Source organism: Pseudomonas sp. UMAB-40, assembly GCF_900095275.1.
Taxonomy (GTDB): Bacteria; Pseudomonadota; Gammaproteobacteria; order Pseudomonadales; family Pseudomonadaceae; genus Aquipseudomonas; species Aquipseudomonas mandelii_B.
On the sequence record NZ_LT607566.1, the window covers coordinates 842 to 16,816 of the forward strand.

The 15,975-nt window shown below is 57.5% G+C and carries 7 protein-coding genes and 2 pseudogenes; 1 reads left to right on the forward strand and 8 read right to left on the reverse strand.

The features are described 5' to 3' along the window. The 3 genes and pseudogenes from K0F88_RS21450 to K0F88_RS21455 form a co-directional block, all read right to left on the reverse strand. A pseudogene (locus K0F88_RS21450) lies at nucleotides 1-941 on the reverse strand (hypothetical protein); the annotation flags it as partial. A gap of 390 nt (nucleotides 942-1,331) precedes the next feature. Then, nucleotides 1,332-1,418: pseudogene (locus K0F88_RS33020) on the reverse strand (ESPR domain-containing protein); the annotation flags it as partial. Between the two features lie 322 nt (nucleotides 1,419-1,740). Continuing rightward, complete coding sequence (locus K0F88_RS21455) at nucleotides 1,741-2,634, reverse strand: EAL domain-containing protein (protein ID WP_219096465.1); 894 nt, start codon at nucleotides 2,632-2,634, stop codon at nucleotides 1,741-1,743. A 551-nt stretch (nucleotides 2,635-3,185) separates the two neighbouring features. Here K0F88_RS21455 and K0F88_RS21460 point away from each other — a divergent pair. After that, nucleotides 3,186-3,497, forward strand: a complete 312-nt coding sequence (locus K0F88_RS21460) for a hypothetical protein (protein WP_219096466.1) — start codon at nucleotides 3,186-3,188, stop codon at nucleotides 3,495-3,497. A gap of 18 nt (nucleotides 3,498-3,515) precedes the next feature. Here the strand turns inward: K0F88_RS21460 and K0F88_RS21465 are convergent, their stop codons facing one another. From K0F88_RS21465 to K0F88_RS21485, 5 genes are all read right to left on the reverse strand, one after another. After that, a complete protein-coding gene (locus tag K0F88_RS21465; RefSeq protein WP_219096467.1) occupies nucleotides 3,516-7,166 on the reverse strand; it encodes a transporter substrate-binding domain-containing protein in 3,651 nt (1,216 codons plus the stop codon). Between the two features lie 199 nt (nucleotides 7,167-7,365). Next, on the reverse strand, nucleotides 7,366-11,013 hold the full coding sequence (locus tag K0F88_RS21470) for a transporter substrate-binding domain-containing protein (RefSeq protein WP_219096468.1): 3,648 nt from the start codon (nucleotides 11,011-11,013) through the stop codon (nucleotides 7,366-7,368). Continuing rightward, nucleotides 11,014-11,640, reverse strand: a complete 627-nt coding sequence (locus K0F88_RS21475; RefSeq protein ID WP_219096469.1) for a response regulator transcription factor — start codon at nucleotides 11,638-11,640, stop codon at nucleotides 11,014-11,016. A gap of 219 nt (nucleotides 11,641-11,859) precedes the next feature. Further along, nucleotides 11,860-12,972: an EAL domain-containing protein gene (locus K0F88_RS21480; RefSeq protein WP_257605315.1), complete on the reverse strand. Its 1,113-nt coding sequence runs from the start codon at nucleotides 12,970-12,972 to the stop codon at nucleotides 11,860-11,862. 204 nt (nucleotides 12,973-13,176) lie between these two features. Beyond that, on the reverse strand, nucleotides 13,177-15,972 hold the full coding sequence (locus K0F88_RS21485) for an ATP-binding protein (protein ID WP_257605316.1): 2,796 nt from the start codon (nucleotides 15,970-15,972) through the stop codon (nucleotides 13,177-13,179). Nucleotides 15,973-15,975 lie beyond the last annotated feature (3 nt).

Sequence of the window (15,975 nt, forward strand, 5' to 3'; positions counted from 1 at the left end):
GTCGCCGACGAGTAAGTGGCGCCGCCGCCCAGGGTGCTGGCCGAGGTGTTACCCAACGTTGTGGTCTGGGTCACCCCATTATTGACGGCAGTATTGGTGGTAAACAGTTGGCTGCCGTTAACTGCATCAGTGCTGGTGCCGTTCAAAGCTCCGGCAGTCAGGTTGGTGATTTTCACCCCACCGGCCGGTGCGCCTGCTCCGCCGGTCGCCCCGAGGGTGATGGCGTTGCCGCCGATCGCGTCATATTTCACCGCGATATTGGCGGTGTTGGTCACGCTGGTACTCAGATTGGCCAGTGCTGCGCCGACGTTGCCGCTAACCAGCGGACCGGTGTTGGCGCCAGTAACGCCAATGCTGTTGGTGGAATAGCTCGGCGCAGTCCATACCCCGGTGGTCGCATTCAGCACCGCGCCGCCGCCCAGGGCGGTCGCCGTGTCCTGCCCGACTTTATTCAGTTGGCTTACATTGACGGCATCCGTCGCACTGGCACCGGCGGCAAGACCGGTAATGCGACGGCCATTGGCGCCGTTGGCGATGTTCACTTCGCCGCCCGCCGTGGCGGTCCCGCCGATCCCGTAGGCAGCCGTACCTAATGTCGCGCCAGTAGCCGATGAGTTCGAGCCAAGCGCCACGCTGTTGATCCCGGTCGAGGTCACGGTAGCGGAGCGTCCGATTGCAACACCGGAAGTGGCCCCCAACTCCACTGTTGATTGGCCACCCAGAGCGATAGAATCGTCGGCTTTGGCCCACGCCCCACGGGTTGTGTTACTGCCGATGGCCACAGCGCCCGCGCCGGACGCTGTGGTGGAGTCGGCCAGTGCAAGCGAAGTAGTGCCGGCCGCATTAGAGGCCGAACCACCGATGGCCACGCCATTGAGACCAGTAGCATTGCTTCCGTAACCCAAAGCGGTGCTTGCAATACCCGCAGCAGTGGTGTCCAACCCTATCGCAGTGGCCCACTTCCCGGCACTGGCAGAATAGCCAAATGCCGCACCACCGACCCCGCTCACGTCGGATAAGCTGCCCCAAACAGTGGCTCCAAGGTTCCCCCCACCGGTTGAATTGCAACCGGCAACGTTTGAAGAAAAGCCGGAGGCGCTAGTTGGATCTACAGGTGTCCCGGTGAAGCTTGTCCGACCCACGACGACACCACTTTCGGGGTCCTTACATGTGGTGTTAGTAGTATTATTAGGAAAATATAGCCATGCGTACCCTGGCTCAGACCATCCAACAGTCAGACTCAAAGCCACCGCCAGCACACTCAGCGCACGCGATTTCCCCTTCAATTCAAGAAGCGGGTTAAACACCCGTTTACGCAGCCCCGCAGGCCCACTCTTGGTCTTCTTGCTGGCAAGTTCCGAAGCAACTACCCAGCAACACATTGACGTGTTCCAGACAACAGAAAATATTTTATTCATCAATGTATTGGCGTCGAGCCAACCTCCGAAACTGCGTCATCCATGGCGTGATGACGTCCGCTTTTAATTCAATCCTTGATATATAAAACCCCGTTTTTAAAACGACGCCCAACCCTGAAAACGACAAGAATCAGCACTTCGCCTTATGTAACAAACAGGGCCCACCCAGGAACTACGAGATTCTATTGTCTCGACTTACCCAGCGAATTAAGTTAGGAAATTTCCTGCTGCCTGTAGGAAATTTCCTGCTAAATCGATATCAAGAAACCTCACAAAAGCTGACAAGGCGAAAACTTTACAAGATGGTTCAATAACTTACGGATCAACTAAGGGCAGCCATTGACTGAAGCTCCAGCCAATTCAATAAATCCGCCGCCATCATTGGTCGCGCACACAAATAGCCCTGCCCTTGAGTGCACCCAAGTTGCAGCAATACCTGACGTTCTTCTTCAGTTTCGATCCCTTCGATCACCACCGTCATGCCCAACGCCTGGCCCAGCGCCAGCGTGCTGCTGATAACGGCGCGGCAACGCGGCTCTTGCTTGAGCCCGCGAACGAATTCAGCGTCGAGTTTGATTTCGTTGAACGGTAACTGACACAAGCGCTGCAGCGATGAAAACCCGGCGCCGAAATCATCGATCGACAGATCACACCCCATCATCCGCAGGCGCACCAGGTTTTCCAGGCTGGTCGACGGCGCTTCGATCAGCCCCGTTTCGGTCAGCTCGAATGTCAGCCCTGAACCGGGCAATTCATGAACGCAGAGCATCGTCTTGATCCGCCCCGCGAGCTCGGCATTGGCCAGTTGCGCAGCCTGCAGATTGAACGCGACGTTCAGCGAGAATCCCTGATTAAGTGCCTGGCGCTGGAGCCGCAACCCTTGATCCAGCTGAAAGAACAGCAAGTCATCCATCCACCCGCACTGCTCGATCACCGGCAGGAACACCGACGGCGGCAATACCCCTTTGAACGGATGGTGCCAACGGGCCAGGGCTTCGACACTGCACACGTCACCGGTCAGCAGGTTGAATTTGGGCTGAAAGTAAGTCTGCAACTGCTGGTCGCTGAATGCGCGGCGCACCTCTTCTTCCGTGGCCAGCACCGCCACTGGCGGCACGACCAGCGCGTCTAAAGGTGAGCCCAGCATGCTGGCCGCCATCGAGCGATGGAAGGCGTTGTCGCCAAATACCGGAACGCGTAACGGGAGCATGGGCATGGGAGCGGCTCACTCTTAAAGGGATGAGCCAATTGTCCGCGCCAGACCTGTGGGTATCTCTAGGAAACTTCCTTCTGAGTGTAGGAAATTTCCCAAGGTGATGATTTGGAGTATTCCGACAGAGCGCTGGTGGATTGTTTGCTCCTTGCGAAATTTCCTACAGACAGGTCACAGCTTCCATCACTAATGTTTAACGCAAGTTAAATTCGGGTATCGGCCCACTTCCCCAAGACAGAGTCCGACGTGATGAAAGAGCGAAAACAACTGCGCATCTTACTCAGGCGACACGAAGAAAACCTTAAATTATTAACCGCGCACAGCGAATCGTGGCGAGACGAAGATCGTGACAGAGGCGCCGCAACTCTCCAGAACCTGACACGACAAATGGAAAGATTGTTGCAGCAACTTAACAAGCGACAGGGGTGCAAACTTTCGGAGTAACCCCGCGCATGACTGACGCAAGCATTAACTTTTATAGAAACGTTTAAACCATGAATAACCCAGCACTTCTCCCACAAAAAACCTCACACGAAAACCCATTGGAGTATGCAGTGAGTGACGAGATCAAACTTCACCCGCGCGAAATCATTGCTGCCGACCTTGAAAAGTATAAAGAGCAGTTTTTTGCAGCCGGGAAAACCATCCAGGACATTCCCCCCGGCCACAGCGGGGTTCATTCAGTACGGCATGCCGCTGGCCATCACAAGACGCAACAAGTCGCCCGCACAAAACTCGCACGAGCACTGCGCGAGCATGCTGAAGCCGGGCGCACGCTCAAGGAGGCTGCCAGAACCATGAGGATGAAAATCGATAAAGCGCGAGTGATCGCCAGAGAAGACGGGATCGTTTTCAACGTCGAATAGCCAATGCCGGGCGTGGACCTACATTGCCGGATCACCAATGCGCTGCTCCAGCGTTTGCGCCAACCGCTCCATCGCTTGCTGCAACGCATCCACCGCCTCTGTCAACACCGTGGAGTCCGCCCCCATACAGGCGGCTTCCAACTGCTCGCAGCACTGGATCAAACGGCTCGCCTTGATGATCCGGGCGCCACCCTTGACCCGATGGGCCAGATCGGAAAGTCCCGGCAAGTCATGCTCGCCGAATAATTTGATCAGCCGCAACATGTCCTCTTCGTTACTGGTGCCCAGATCGCCCAGCAAGTTCTGGATCGCGGCGCCATCGCCACGGGTCAGTTGCTGCAGGCTGGCCAGGTCGATGTCGTCTTCAATCTCGTAAACCTTCCCGCCCACCGCCACTGACTCGGCGCCAGGTTGAACCGAGGCGAGCCGGGCACTCAGGTCCCCGAGACTGATCGGCTTGAACAGGCAATCGTTCATCCCTTCTGCCAGGCAGCGGTCCTTTTCGTCCGGCTGGGCATTGGCGGTGAACCCCAGGATCAGGCAAGGCTCGGCACCCGAAGACCGTTCGTCATCACGAATCGCCCGGGTCAACTCATAACCGTTCATGACCGGCATGTTGCAGTCGGTGATGACCACATCGAAGTGGCCGTTGCGCCAGGCGCGCAGGCCGTGGGCACCGTCCTCGGCATCGCTGACGTCGTGACCGAGGAAGGACAGTTGCTGGGAGAGCAGCAAACGGTTGGCCGGGTAATCGTCGATTACCAGGATGTTGAGCACCCCGGCCTGGGACGCCAGTTCGGACGCCGGCAACTCGGCAGCGGGCATGGGTTTCAAGACAACCAGGTCAAGGCAGATATCAACCTGCGTGCCCTTGCCCGGCACACTGGTCAGGTGCAACTGCCCCTGCATCATTTCACACAGGGTCCGACTGATGACCAGGCCCAGCCCCGAACCGCCCCGCGCCGACTGGTGATGATTGCTGGCCTGACCGAAAGGACTGAACAACTGCTCCTGATCCTTGGCGGAAATGCCGATGCCGGTGTCCTTGACTTGCACATGCAGCGCCAGGCGCTCGCCGCCCGCGCCGGGCACGGCCTGCACGCTCAAACGCACCTCGCCTTCATCGGTGAACTTGATCGCGTTGCTCAGCAGGTTGGAAAGAATCTGTTTGAAGCGCAGCGGATCGATCAGGACATCGCAACTGGCCTTGAGGTCGAAATCCAGCAACAGCCGCAGACCTTTCTGCCGTGCCACCCCTTCGAACATCCGCACCACCGACTCGACCAACTCGCGCAGGTTGGCCCGCTCCGGAGCCAGGGACAGGCGACCGGATTCAATGCGGGCGATATCGAGAATGTCACCGATCAGGTCCAGCAACCCCCGGGCCGCGCCAGAGGCGACTTCGATGGCGAACCGGTCCATGACACCTTGGTCAGCCTTCATCATCGCCAGTTCGAGCATGCCGATCACGGCATTCATCGGCGTGCGGATTTCATGACTCATGGTGGCCAGGAAGGTGGTTTTCGCCCGATTGGCGTCATCGGCACTTTTCTTGGCGTTCTGCAATTCATCGAACAATCGCTGACGGTCGCTGATATCGATCCAGCCGGCGATGATTCCCGCGACCACGCCGTCACTGGTGTGATACGGCAACATCCAGTGATACACCGTGTGTACCACGCCATCTTTGTAGGTGTAGGTACGATCCTGTATCCATCGCGTACCCTCCTCCATCACCCTCAGGTACTCGGCCTGAAAGGTCTGACCATCGGAATGATCGGCCAGTACGCTGTCGCTGATCGGCTGGCCCATCACCGTCTCGCGCGGAACGCCCAGCACGTCCAGGTAAGCAGAGTTACAACTCACCAGGCGCCCCTCACGATCACGGACATAAATCGGGTGAGGCGTGCCGTCGATCAGGACGCGCATGAACTCCATCTGATCATTGAGCGCCAACTCGGCTTTTTCGCGTTTGCACATCAACTGGCGCAAGTAAATGATCCAGCCGACGGCCACCATCAACAACAGCGCGAACAGGACAAACCCCTGAATGACCGCTGTGCGATTGTGCAACCAGCTGCCATTATCGATCACCACGTCGTGGTGCCACCGGCCCGTCAGTTCATCCAGTTCTTCCGGGGGAATGCTTTGCAGGGCCTTGTCCAGGATCGAATACAGCTCCAGCGCCCCACGATCGGTGGCGAAGCCCGTCTGGACCAACTGCGAACCGACGATGCCGGCCATGCGCAGACGATCGCGGTACTCACGCAAAATCAAGTAACGCCCGTTGATCAGCGAATTGATGGCACCGTCCGCCTCCCCTTTGGCCACCAACGCCATGGCTTCGGCCGCCGTCGTTGTCTTGATCAGTTGTATGCCCGGGAATTTCTGGCCGATGAAATCAAGTAGCGCGTTGCCGCGCCTGATGGCCAGTTTTTTGCCGATCATGCCCTCCAGTGTTTTCGCACTGCCCGATTCGTCCCGAGTGATCAGCACAAACGGGTTGGTCAAATAGGGTCGGGTAAACCGCAGCTGGCTTTCGCGTTCGGCACCGGGAATGAACGACGCGATCAGATCGGCCTCACCGCTTCTGATTTTCTCGATCAACGGGTTCATCGAATCGCCGCGCAGCACGTCGAATTTCAAACCGGTGCGCTGGCTGATCTTGGCCAGGACTTCGGCACTGATCCCCCGGAACTCACCCTGCTCATCGAAGAAAGACACTGGGGCGAGGCTATCGTTGACGGCCACGGTCAGACGCGGATGTTTTTTCAGCCAGCGTTGTTCGGCCGCACTGAGCTGAAGTGGATGCAGGCCGGTCATGCTCATGTCACCCGCGCTCCAACGGCGCAGAATCGTCATGCGATCCGTTGTGGGGATCACCGCCAACGCGGCATTGACAATGGGCAGCAGTCGACCACTGCTCTGGTTGACGGCGAAGGAGAAATGCGTGGTGTACACGCCCGGCAGCGTTGCCAGGCGCACCTCATTGAGGAAGTGTTTGCTGACCAGATAGTGAGAACTGATGAGATCACCCAAGAAGGCGTCCGCCTGACCAAACGCCACCGCACCAATTGCGCCCTGAGCCGAAGGGTAAAGCTGCAGCTCAGCCTTGGGATAAGCGGCACTGACGCTGTCTGATGGCTGATAGTGGTCAAGTATGGCCAGGCGACTGTCGGCGAGGTCTGGCGTGAGCACCGGGTCGACGCCTCTGCGGGTGACCAGCACCGACGGGGTGTCCGCATAGGCGCTGGTCAGCGCCAACGCTGGATCTTGCGCATCGCAACCATTGGCAGTGCCCACCAGATCCAGCTCACCGAGTTTGAGGGCCTGGATCACCTCGGCCCGAGAGTCATACCGACGAACCTCGATCTTGATGTGCAACATGGCGGCCAGCAGCGCGGCGTAATCAGCCGTAATCCCCTCGTAATCCTGGCCATTGGTGACGATATCGAAAGGTGGATATTCCGGTGCCGAAACGCCCAGCCTCAGTGAGCCCTTGTCGCGCAACCAACGCCAGTCGGCGTCATCCAGAGGGACGGCATAACGCTCGCCATTCGAACGGCCAAAGAGGTTCAGGGGCTGCACCTCGGCCTGTACTGTCGAAATACCTCCCAATGTGGCGAGCAAAAGCACCGCAAGCAGATAGTTACGCAGGAGAATTTTCATTCAGATCAGACTATTCGCTTGGCGAAGTCGGCAAGACCGAATTCACGTTGGTTTTGTGGTTTTCAGGGACTGACCGTTGCCCGGATGAACGATGCCGAGGGTCCGGACTTGCACTGAGTATCTCTGGAAATTTCCTTTATGAATGTAGGAAATTTCCCAAGGACAGGCGCGCGTTCCTTGGCAGCGCGACCGCCGGGAACTACAGGGCCGGATCGACCAGACGCTGCTCCAGGGTTTGCGCCAACCGCTCCATCGCTTGCAGCAACGCATCCACCGCCTCGGTCAACAAGGCCGAGTCCGCCCCCAGACAGGCGTCCTCCAATTGTTCGCAGCACTGAATCAAGCTGCATGCCTTGACGATTCGTGCGCCACCCTTGACCCGATGGGCCAGACTGGAAAGTCCCGACAGGTCATGGGCGCTGAACAGTTTGATCAGCCGCAACATGTCCTCTTCGTTGCTGGCGGCCAGATCACCCAGCAAACGGTCGATGGCGCTGTGGTCGCCATGCGTCAATTGCTGCAGGCTACTGAGGTCGATGTCGCCTTCAATCTCGTACACCCTGCCGCCAGCCGGCCGTGACTCGATGCCGGGCGGGACCGAGGCGAGTCGGGCACTCAGATCGCCGAGGCTGATCGGCTTGAAGAGGCAGTCGTCCATCCCCTCTGCCAGGCAGCGGTCTTTTTCATCCGGCTGGGCATTGGCGGTAAACCCCAGGATCAAACAAGGCCTGGCGCCCGAAGCCTTTTCCTCATCACGAATGGCTCGCGTCAGCTCATAACCGTTCATGACAGGCATGTTGCAGTCGGTAATGACCACATCGAAGTTGCCGTTGCGCCAGGCACGCAGGCCATGAGCACCGTCTTCGGCGTCGCTGACGGCGTGCCCCAGGTAGCTCAATTGCTGGGAGAGCAGCAAACGGTTGGCCGGATAATCGTCGATCACCAGGATGTTGAGCACCCCCGCCTGAGACACCAGTTCGGCCGCCGGCAATTCGGCGGCGGACAAGGGTTGCAGGATCAGCAAGTCGAGGCGGATATCAATCTGCGTGCCTTTGCCCAGCACGGTGGTCAGGTGCAAGTGCCCCTGCATCATTTCACACAGGGTACGGCAGATGACCAGGCCCAGCCCCGAACTTCCCCGTGCCGACTGGTGATGATTGCTGGCCTGACCGAAAAGACTGAACAGCTGCTCCTGATCCTTGGCGGAAATACCAATGCCGGTATCCTTGACTTGCACATGAATCGCCAACCGCTCGCCGCACACGTTGGGCGCAGCCCTCACGCTCAAACCCACCTCGCCTTCGTCGGTGAACTTGATTGCATTGCTCAGCAGGTTGGAAAGAATCTGTTTGAAGCGCAGCGGATCGACCAGGACATCGCAACACGCCTTGAGGTCGAAATCCAGCGACAGCCGCAGGCCTTTTTGCCGTGCCGCCCCTTCGAACATCCGGACCACCGATTCGACCAGCTCACGCAGGTTGGACCGTTCCGGGGCCAGGGACAGGCGGCCGGATTCAATACGGGCGATATCGAGAATGTCGCCGATCAAGTCCAGCAGCCCCCGTGCCGCGCCAGAGGCGACTTCGATGGCGAACCGGTCCATGATGCCTTGATCAGCCTTCATCATCGCCAGTTCGAGCATGCCGATCACCGCATTCAACGGCGTGCGGATTTCATGGCTCATGGTCGCCAGGAAGGTGGTTTTTGCCCGGTTGGCGTCATCGGCAATTTTCTTGGCATTCTGCAATTGATCGAACAGAAGCTGGCGTTCGCTGATATCGATCCAGCCGGCAATAATGCCGGTGACCACGCCGTCACTGGTGCGATACGGCAACATCCAGTGATACACCGTGTGTATCGAGCCGTCTTTGCGGGTGATGGCGCGATCCTGTATCCATCGTGTACCGTCCTCCATCACCTTCATGTATTCGTCATGATAGATCTGAGCATCGGCACGACTGAGCAGTTCGCTGTCGGTTATCTGCTTGCCCATCACCGTCTCGCGTGAGACGCCCAGCACTTCAAGGTAAGCAGAGTTACAACTGACCAGCCGCCCCTGACGATCACGGACATAAATCGGGTGGGGCGTGCCGTCGATCAGGACGCGCATGAACTCCATCTGATCGTCGAGCGCCAACTCGGCCTTTTCACGCTTGGACACCAATTGGCGCAAGTAAATGATCCAGCCCACGGCCACCATCAACAACAGCGCGAACAGGACAAAACCCTGGATGACCACCGTGCGATCGCGCAGCCAGTTGCGATTATCGATCACCACGTCGTGGTGCCATCGCCCCGTCAATTCATCCAGTTCTTCCGGGGGAATGCTTTGCAGGGCTTTTTCCAGGATCGAATACAGCTCCAGCGCCCCGCGATCGGTGGCGAAGCTGATTTGCGCCGATGACAGGCCGACGATACTGGCCAGACGCAGGCGGTCGCGGTATTCACGCAAGATCAAGTAACGCCCGTTGATCAGCGAATTGATGGCACCGTCCGCCTCCCCCTTGGCCACCAACGCCATGGCATCGGCTGAAGCCGCCGTCTCAATCAACTGAACGCCCGGAAACTTCTGGCTGATGAACTCATGCAGTGCATTGCCGCGCCGCAGTGCCAGTTTTTTTCCAGCCATGTCCTCCAGTCTTTCGGGGCTGCCTGATTCGTCCCGAGTGACCAGCACAAACGGGTTGGTTAAATAAGGGCGCGTGAAACGCAGCTCGTTTGCTCCTTCAGTACTGGGAATGAACGCCGCGATCAGATCGACTTTTCCTTTTTCGATCAGCTTGATCATGTTGTCCGTCGAACTGCTGCGCAGCACATTGAATTTCAAACCGGTACGCTGGCTGACCTTCGCCAGGACCTCGGCACTGATGCCCCGGAACTCCCCTTGCTCATCGAAAAACGATATGGGAGCGAGGCTATCGTTGACGGCTACTGTCAGGCGAGGATGTTTTTCCAGCCATCGTTGTTCGGCCGCACTGATATGAAGTGGATTCAGGTCGGAAATGCTCATGTCACCCGCACTCCAGCGGCGCAGAATCGTCATGCGATCCGTTATGGGGATCACCGCCAGGGCGGCATTAACGATATGCAGCAAACGACGATCGCTCGGCTGTAGGGCAAAGGAAAAATACGTTGCATACACGCCCGGCAACGTCGTCAGACGGACGTCATTGAGGAAGTGTTTGTTAATCAGATACCGGGAGCTGATGAGATCGCCCACATAGGCATCAGCCCGACCGAACGCCACCGCACCGATTGCGTTCTGGGCCGAGGAGTAAAGCTGCAGCTGCGCCTTGGGATAGGCCGCACTGACGGCGTCCGTCGGCTGAAAGTGGTCAAGCATGGCGAGGCGGCTGTCAGCCAGGTCTGGCTTCAATACTTGGGCGCCGCTGCGGGTCACCAGCGCCGATGGGGCCTGCGCATAGGCACTGGACAGCGCCAACGCTGGATCGGCCGCATCGAAGCTGTTGGCAGTACCCACCAGGTCCAGCTCACCGAGCTTGAGTGCCTGGATCACCTCGGCGCGAGCGTCGTAACGAAGAACCTCGATCCTGGTGTGCAACATTGTGGCCAGCAGCGCGGCGTAATCAGCCGTGATCCCCTCATAATCCTGGCCATTGGTGATGATATCGAAGGGTGCATACTCAGGCGCGGACACGCCCAGGCGCAGTGAGTTCTTGTTACGTAACCAACGCCAATCCGCCTCGTCCAGAACGACGACGTAGTTCTCGCCATTCGAGCGGCCGAAAAGGTTCAGGGATTGCGCCTCGGCCTGTGCTGTCGAAACACTTCCCAACTGACCGAATAAAAGCACGGCAAGCAGATAGTTGAGCAGAAGAGTTTTCATTTAGACCAGATTATTGCGCTTGGCAAAGTCGGCCAGATACACCACCGATTTAACGTTGAGTTTTTCGATCAGGCGGGTTTTATAGGTACTGACGGTCTTGTTGCTTAACAACATGGCATCGCCGATTTCCTTGTTGCTCAGGCCTCGGGCAAGTTGCTGCAAAATAATCAGTTCACGATCGGACAGTTCGCGAATCATCTCCATCTCGGTGCATTCGACATCACATTGACGTACCGAATTGCCTGCCAGGTTGGGAAAGTAGGTATAACCGGCCATGAGCGCCTTGATCGCTTTGCTCAATTCGCTCAAATCATCGGTTTTCGAGATATAACCGGCAGCGCCGGCCTTCATGCAGCGCATGGCATAAAAGGACGCTGACTGGGCGGTCAATATCAGGATCTTGCTCGATAGCTTCAATGCGCGAATCCGGCTGATGACTTCCAGTCCGTCAAGGCCAGGCATGGCGATATCCAGCAGAATCAATTCGGGAGCATGTTGACGCGCCAGTTGCACCGCATCGACGCCATTGCCAGCCTCGACGATGACTTCGAATTGCTCACGTTCAAGCAACACTTTTACCGCCGCCCGAATGAACGGATGATCGTCCACAACCAACGCTTTATGCATATGAGCCTCTCTGCAAGACGAACCGGAAAATGACGGCGACTCAAAGGGTCATGCATTTAAAGAGTATGGTACAAATCCCCCGCTAATGTGGCGTGCATCATTCAGAGATACGGCAGCCAAAGCGAAGTCGGCCAGGCCGGGCGATCGTCGTTTTAAAATGGGGGATTGCGGGTTATGCAATTACGGCATGCGTCGCAGCACATTCAAGCAAAACATCGATCAGCTAGTCACCGAGAACCTGTTGCTGGCCGTCTGCTGAAGGTTTAGCCAGTGCAATAAATCCGCTCCCGGCATTGGCCGTGCGCACCAATAGCCTTGCCCATGTGTACACCCAAGTTCGAGCAGCAATTGACGTTGTTCTTCGGTTTCGATCCCTTCGGCTACCACGGCCATACCCAACGCATCGCCCAGCGCCAGGGTGCTGCTGATTACGGCGCGGCAGCGCGGCTCGTGCATCACGCCACGAACGAATCCGGCGTCGAGTTTGATTTCGTTGAAAGGCAACTGACACAGCCGTTGCAGCGACGAAAACCCCGCGCCGAAATCATCGATCGACAGACCGCAGCCCATCAATCGAAGAAGCGTCAGTCTTTCCAGGCTGGCGGACGGCACTTCGAGCAGCCCCGTTTCAGTCAACTCGAACATCAGCCCTGAACCGGGCAAATCATGGACATCCAGAACCATACGGATCCTGGGTATGAGATGGGGATTGGCAAGTTGCGAGACCTGTAGATTGAACGCCACCGTGAGCGAGAACCCTTGCTCAGATGCCTGCCGCTGGAGGTTCAGGCCTTGTTCCAGTTGCATGAAAAGCAGTTCATCGAGCAAACCACACTGCTCGATGGCCGGTATGAACACAGAGGGTGGCATGACGCCTTTGAAGGGATGATGCCAGCGCGCCAACGCTTCGATGCTGCAAACCTCCCCCGTCAGCAGATCGAACTTGGGTTGGAACCAAGTCTGCAATTGCCGCTGGGCAAATGCCTGGCGCACGTCTTCCTCATGGACCAACGCAGCAACAGGTGGCGAGACGGGTACCTCGAAAGAGTTGTTCTTCTGTTTTTCAAGCAATGCCTGCAATGGGCGCAACGGCGAATATTCATTGAAATCACCCAGCAGGACCATCCCCAACGGCGAAACAATCTGTCTCACTGCCCGAAGCACTTCTGCTGGCAGTGGACTGCAGATAATGATCGCCCCCATCAGGCCCGATCGGCCGACGCTTTGCAGTAACTCCAGGTTATTCACCCCCTCGAAGCGCAAGTCGCACAGCGTGATATCCATCGGCCCCACCTGCTCGATAATCGCGAGGGCGTGCACCCAGTCAGCCACTTCGAATATCTCCTGGCAATCTGGCTGCGAACGCATTTTGCCCGAGATCAATCGCTGAAAGTGGGGGGCACCAAGAACGAGGATACGTAACGGACGCATGGGCATTGGCAGGGGCTCACAATCGAAGATGTGAACGCATTGTCGGGACTTGGCCGATGCGGATCTTTAGGAAATTTCTGCTTGAGCGTAGGATTTTTCCGACAATCATCCCGCCACAACTGACAGCTGTTGTACGTCAGCACTCATGTGCAACTCGAGGGTTTGTGCCAATTGCTCCATCGCTTGCTGCAATGCATCCACCGCTTCCGTCAACGATGCCCATTCGCCCCCCATGCAGACTGCTTCCAGCTGCTCGCAACACATGATCAAGCCGTATGCCTTGATGATTCGCGCCCCACCCTTGACCCGATGTGCCAGATCGGACAGCCCCGGCAAGTCATGCTCGCCAAACAGCCTGATCAGACGCAACATGTCCTCTTCGTTACTGACGGCCAGATCACTCAGCAAATGGTCGATGGCGCAGGGATCGCCACAGGTCAGTTGCTGCAAGCTGCTCAGATCGATAGTGCTGCCTGTCTCGAAAACGTTCCCGCCACGGGGTAATGGCTCGGTGCAGGGTTGTACCGAGGCCAGTCGAGCACTCAAGTCCGCAAGGCTGATGGGTTTGAACAGGCAATCGTCCATCCCTTCTGCCAGGCACCGCTCCTTTTCCTCCGGCTGGGCGTTGGCGGTGAACCCCAGGATCAGGCAAGGCTTGGCGCCAGACGATTTTTCCAGATCGCGAATCGCCCGCGTCAATTCATAGCCGTTCATGACCGGCATGTTGCAATCGGTAATCACCACATCGAAGGAACCGTTGCGCCAGGCACGCAGGCCATGAGCACCGTCTTCGGCGTCACTGACTCCATGACCGAGATAGGTCAATTGCTGGGACAGCAACAGCCGGTTGGCCGGGTAATCGTCGATCACCAGAATGTTCAGCGCCCACTGCTGGGCCTCCAGTTCGGTCACCAACACCGCGGCAGCGGGCAAGGGTTGCAGGACGAGCAGATCGAGCGAGATATCAATCTGCGTTCCTTCACCCGGCGCGCTGCTCAGGTGCAACTGCCCCTTCATCATTTCACACAGGGTACGGCTGATGGACAGCCCAAGCCCCGAACCACCGCGCGCCGACTGGTGATTATTGCGGGCCTGAGTGAAAGGACTGAACAACTGCTCTTGATCCTGCGCGCAAATACCGATCCCGGAATCCTGGACCTGCACATGAATCAGCAGCCGCTCGTCACAGTTACCTGGCGCGGCTTGCACGCTCAAGCGCACGCTGCCTTCGTCGGTAAACTTGATCGCATTGCTCAACAGATTGGACAGAATCTGTTTGAAACGCAGCGGATCGATCAGCACGTCGCGACTGGCCTGCGGATCGAAATCCAGCAGCAGGCGCAAGCCTTTTTGCCGTGCCACCCCTTCGAACATACGCGTTACCGATTCCACCAACTCGCGCAAACCAGCCCGTTCCGGCGACAGGAAAAGCCGTCCGGACTCAATTCGGGCGATATCGAGTATGTCGCCGATCAGGTCCAGCAATCCTCGTGCGGCACCTGATGCAACCTCGATGGCGAACCGGTCCATGATGCCTTTGTCAGCCTTCTTCATCGCCAACTCAAGCATGCCGATCACGGCATTCATCGGGGTGCGGATTTCATGGCTCATGGTCGCCAGGAAAGTGGTTTTCGCCCGATTGGCGTCATCGGCACCTTTCTTCGCATTCTGCAATTCATCGAACAGACGCTGACGTTCGCTGATATCGATCCAGCCACCAATCATACCCTTGACCACGCCATCGCTTGAACGATAAGGCAGAATCCAGTGGTAAACCGTATGGACGGCACCGGTTCGCCTTCTCAGGACCCGATCCTGAATCGCCCGGGAACCCTCATCCATCACCCTCAGGTACTCTTCGTGAATGGCCGCGGTGTCGGCATAAAACAGCTGCGGGCTGTCGGTTATTTTTTTGCCGATCACCTTCTCGAGACTGGATCCCACCACATCAAGGTAGACCGAGTTGCAACTCACCAGCCGCCCTTCGCGGTCACGGACGTAGATCGGGTGCGGGGTGCCATCGATCATGGCGCGCATGAATTCCATCTGGTCGTTGAGCGCCAACTCGGCCTTTTCGCGGGTAACAATCAACTGACGCAGGTAAATGATCCAGCCCACGGCTGCCAGTAACAACAGCCCGAAGAAAATGAAACCTGGGACGACTACCGACCGACTGTGCAGCCAGATGCCGTTAACCGCGATCACGTCGTCGTGCCAACGCCCGGTCAACGCGTCCACTGTTTGCGGGGGAATGCTTTGCAGGGCTTTATCCAGAATCGAATGCAGCTCCACTGCCTTGCGGTCGGTGGCGAAACCCACCTGGACGGCCAGTAAACCGAAGGTACTGGCCATGGCCTCCCGCGCTTGCGGGCTTCCCGTCTCGTCCCGATTGATAAGCACATTCGGGTCGGTCAAGTAAGCTCGGGTGACCCGCAACTCTGCGTCCTTTTCACCGCTGGCGTTGAACGCCGCGATCAGATCGGCATCGCCCTGCTTGATCTGCCTGATCAACTCGCCCATCGAATGACCGCGCACCACATCGAATTTCAATCCGGTACGCTGACTGATTTTTGATAGAACATCGGCGCTGATCCCCCGGTACACACCCCGCTGGTCGAAGAAGGACACGGGAACGAGGCTGTCGTTGACGGCCACTTTCACTCGAGGGTGTTTTGCCAGCCAGCGTTGTTCGGCCACACTGAGCCCCAGCGCCGAAACGTCCGGTTGCAGTGGACTCTTGCTGCGCAGCCAGTTCGAGTCCGATTTATGCGAATCGAGGATGAAGCCCTCATCACTGGAACGTCCGGAAAGTTTCAGGGTTTGCGCACCGGCATGTGCTGGCGAAATACTGCCCAACTGGCCGAGCACAAAAACCGCAAGCAGATAGTTACGCAGAGGCATTCT

Excerpts from the sequence above, each read along its gene's own strand:
- K0F88_RS21475 (WP_219096469.1), bottom strand. The coding sequence starts at position 11,640 with ATGCATAAAGCGTTGGTTGTGGACGATCATCCGTTCATTCGGGCGGCG.
- K0F88_RS21485 (WP_257605316.1), bottom strand. The coding sequence starts at position 15,972 with ATGCCTCTGCGTAACTATCTGCTTGCGGTTTTTGTGCTCGGCCAGTTG.
- K0F88_RS21455 (WP_219096465.1), bottom strand. The coding sequence starts at position 2,634 with ATGCCCATGCTCCCGTTACGCGTTCCGGTATTTGGCGACAACGCCTTC.
- K0F88_RS21470 (WP_219096468.1), bottom strand. The coding sequence starts at position 11,013 with ATGAAAACTCTTCTGCTCAACTATCTGCTTGCCGTGCTTTTATTCGGT.
- K0F88_RS21465 (WP_219096467.1), bottom strand. The coding sequence starts at position 7,166 with ATGAAAATTCTCCTGCGTAACTATCTGCTTGCGGTGCTTTTGCTCGCC.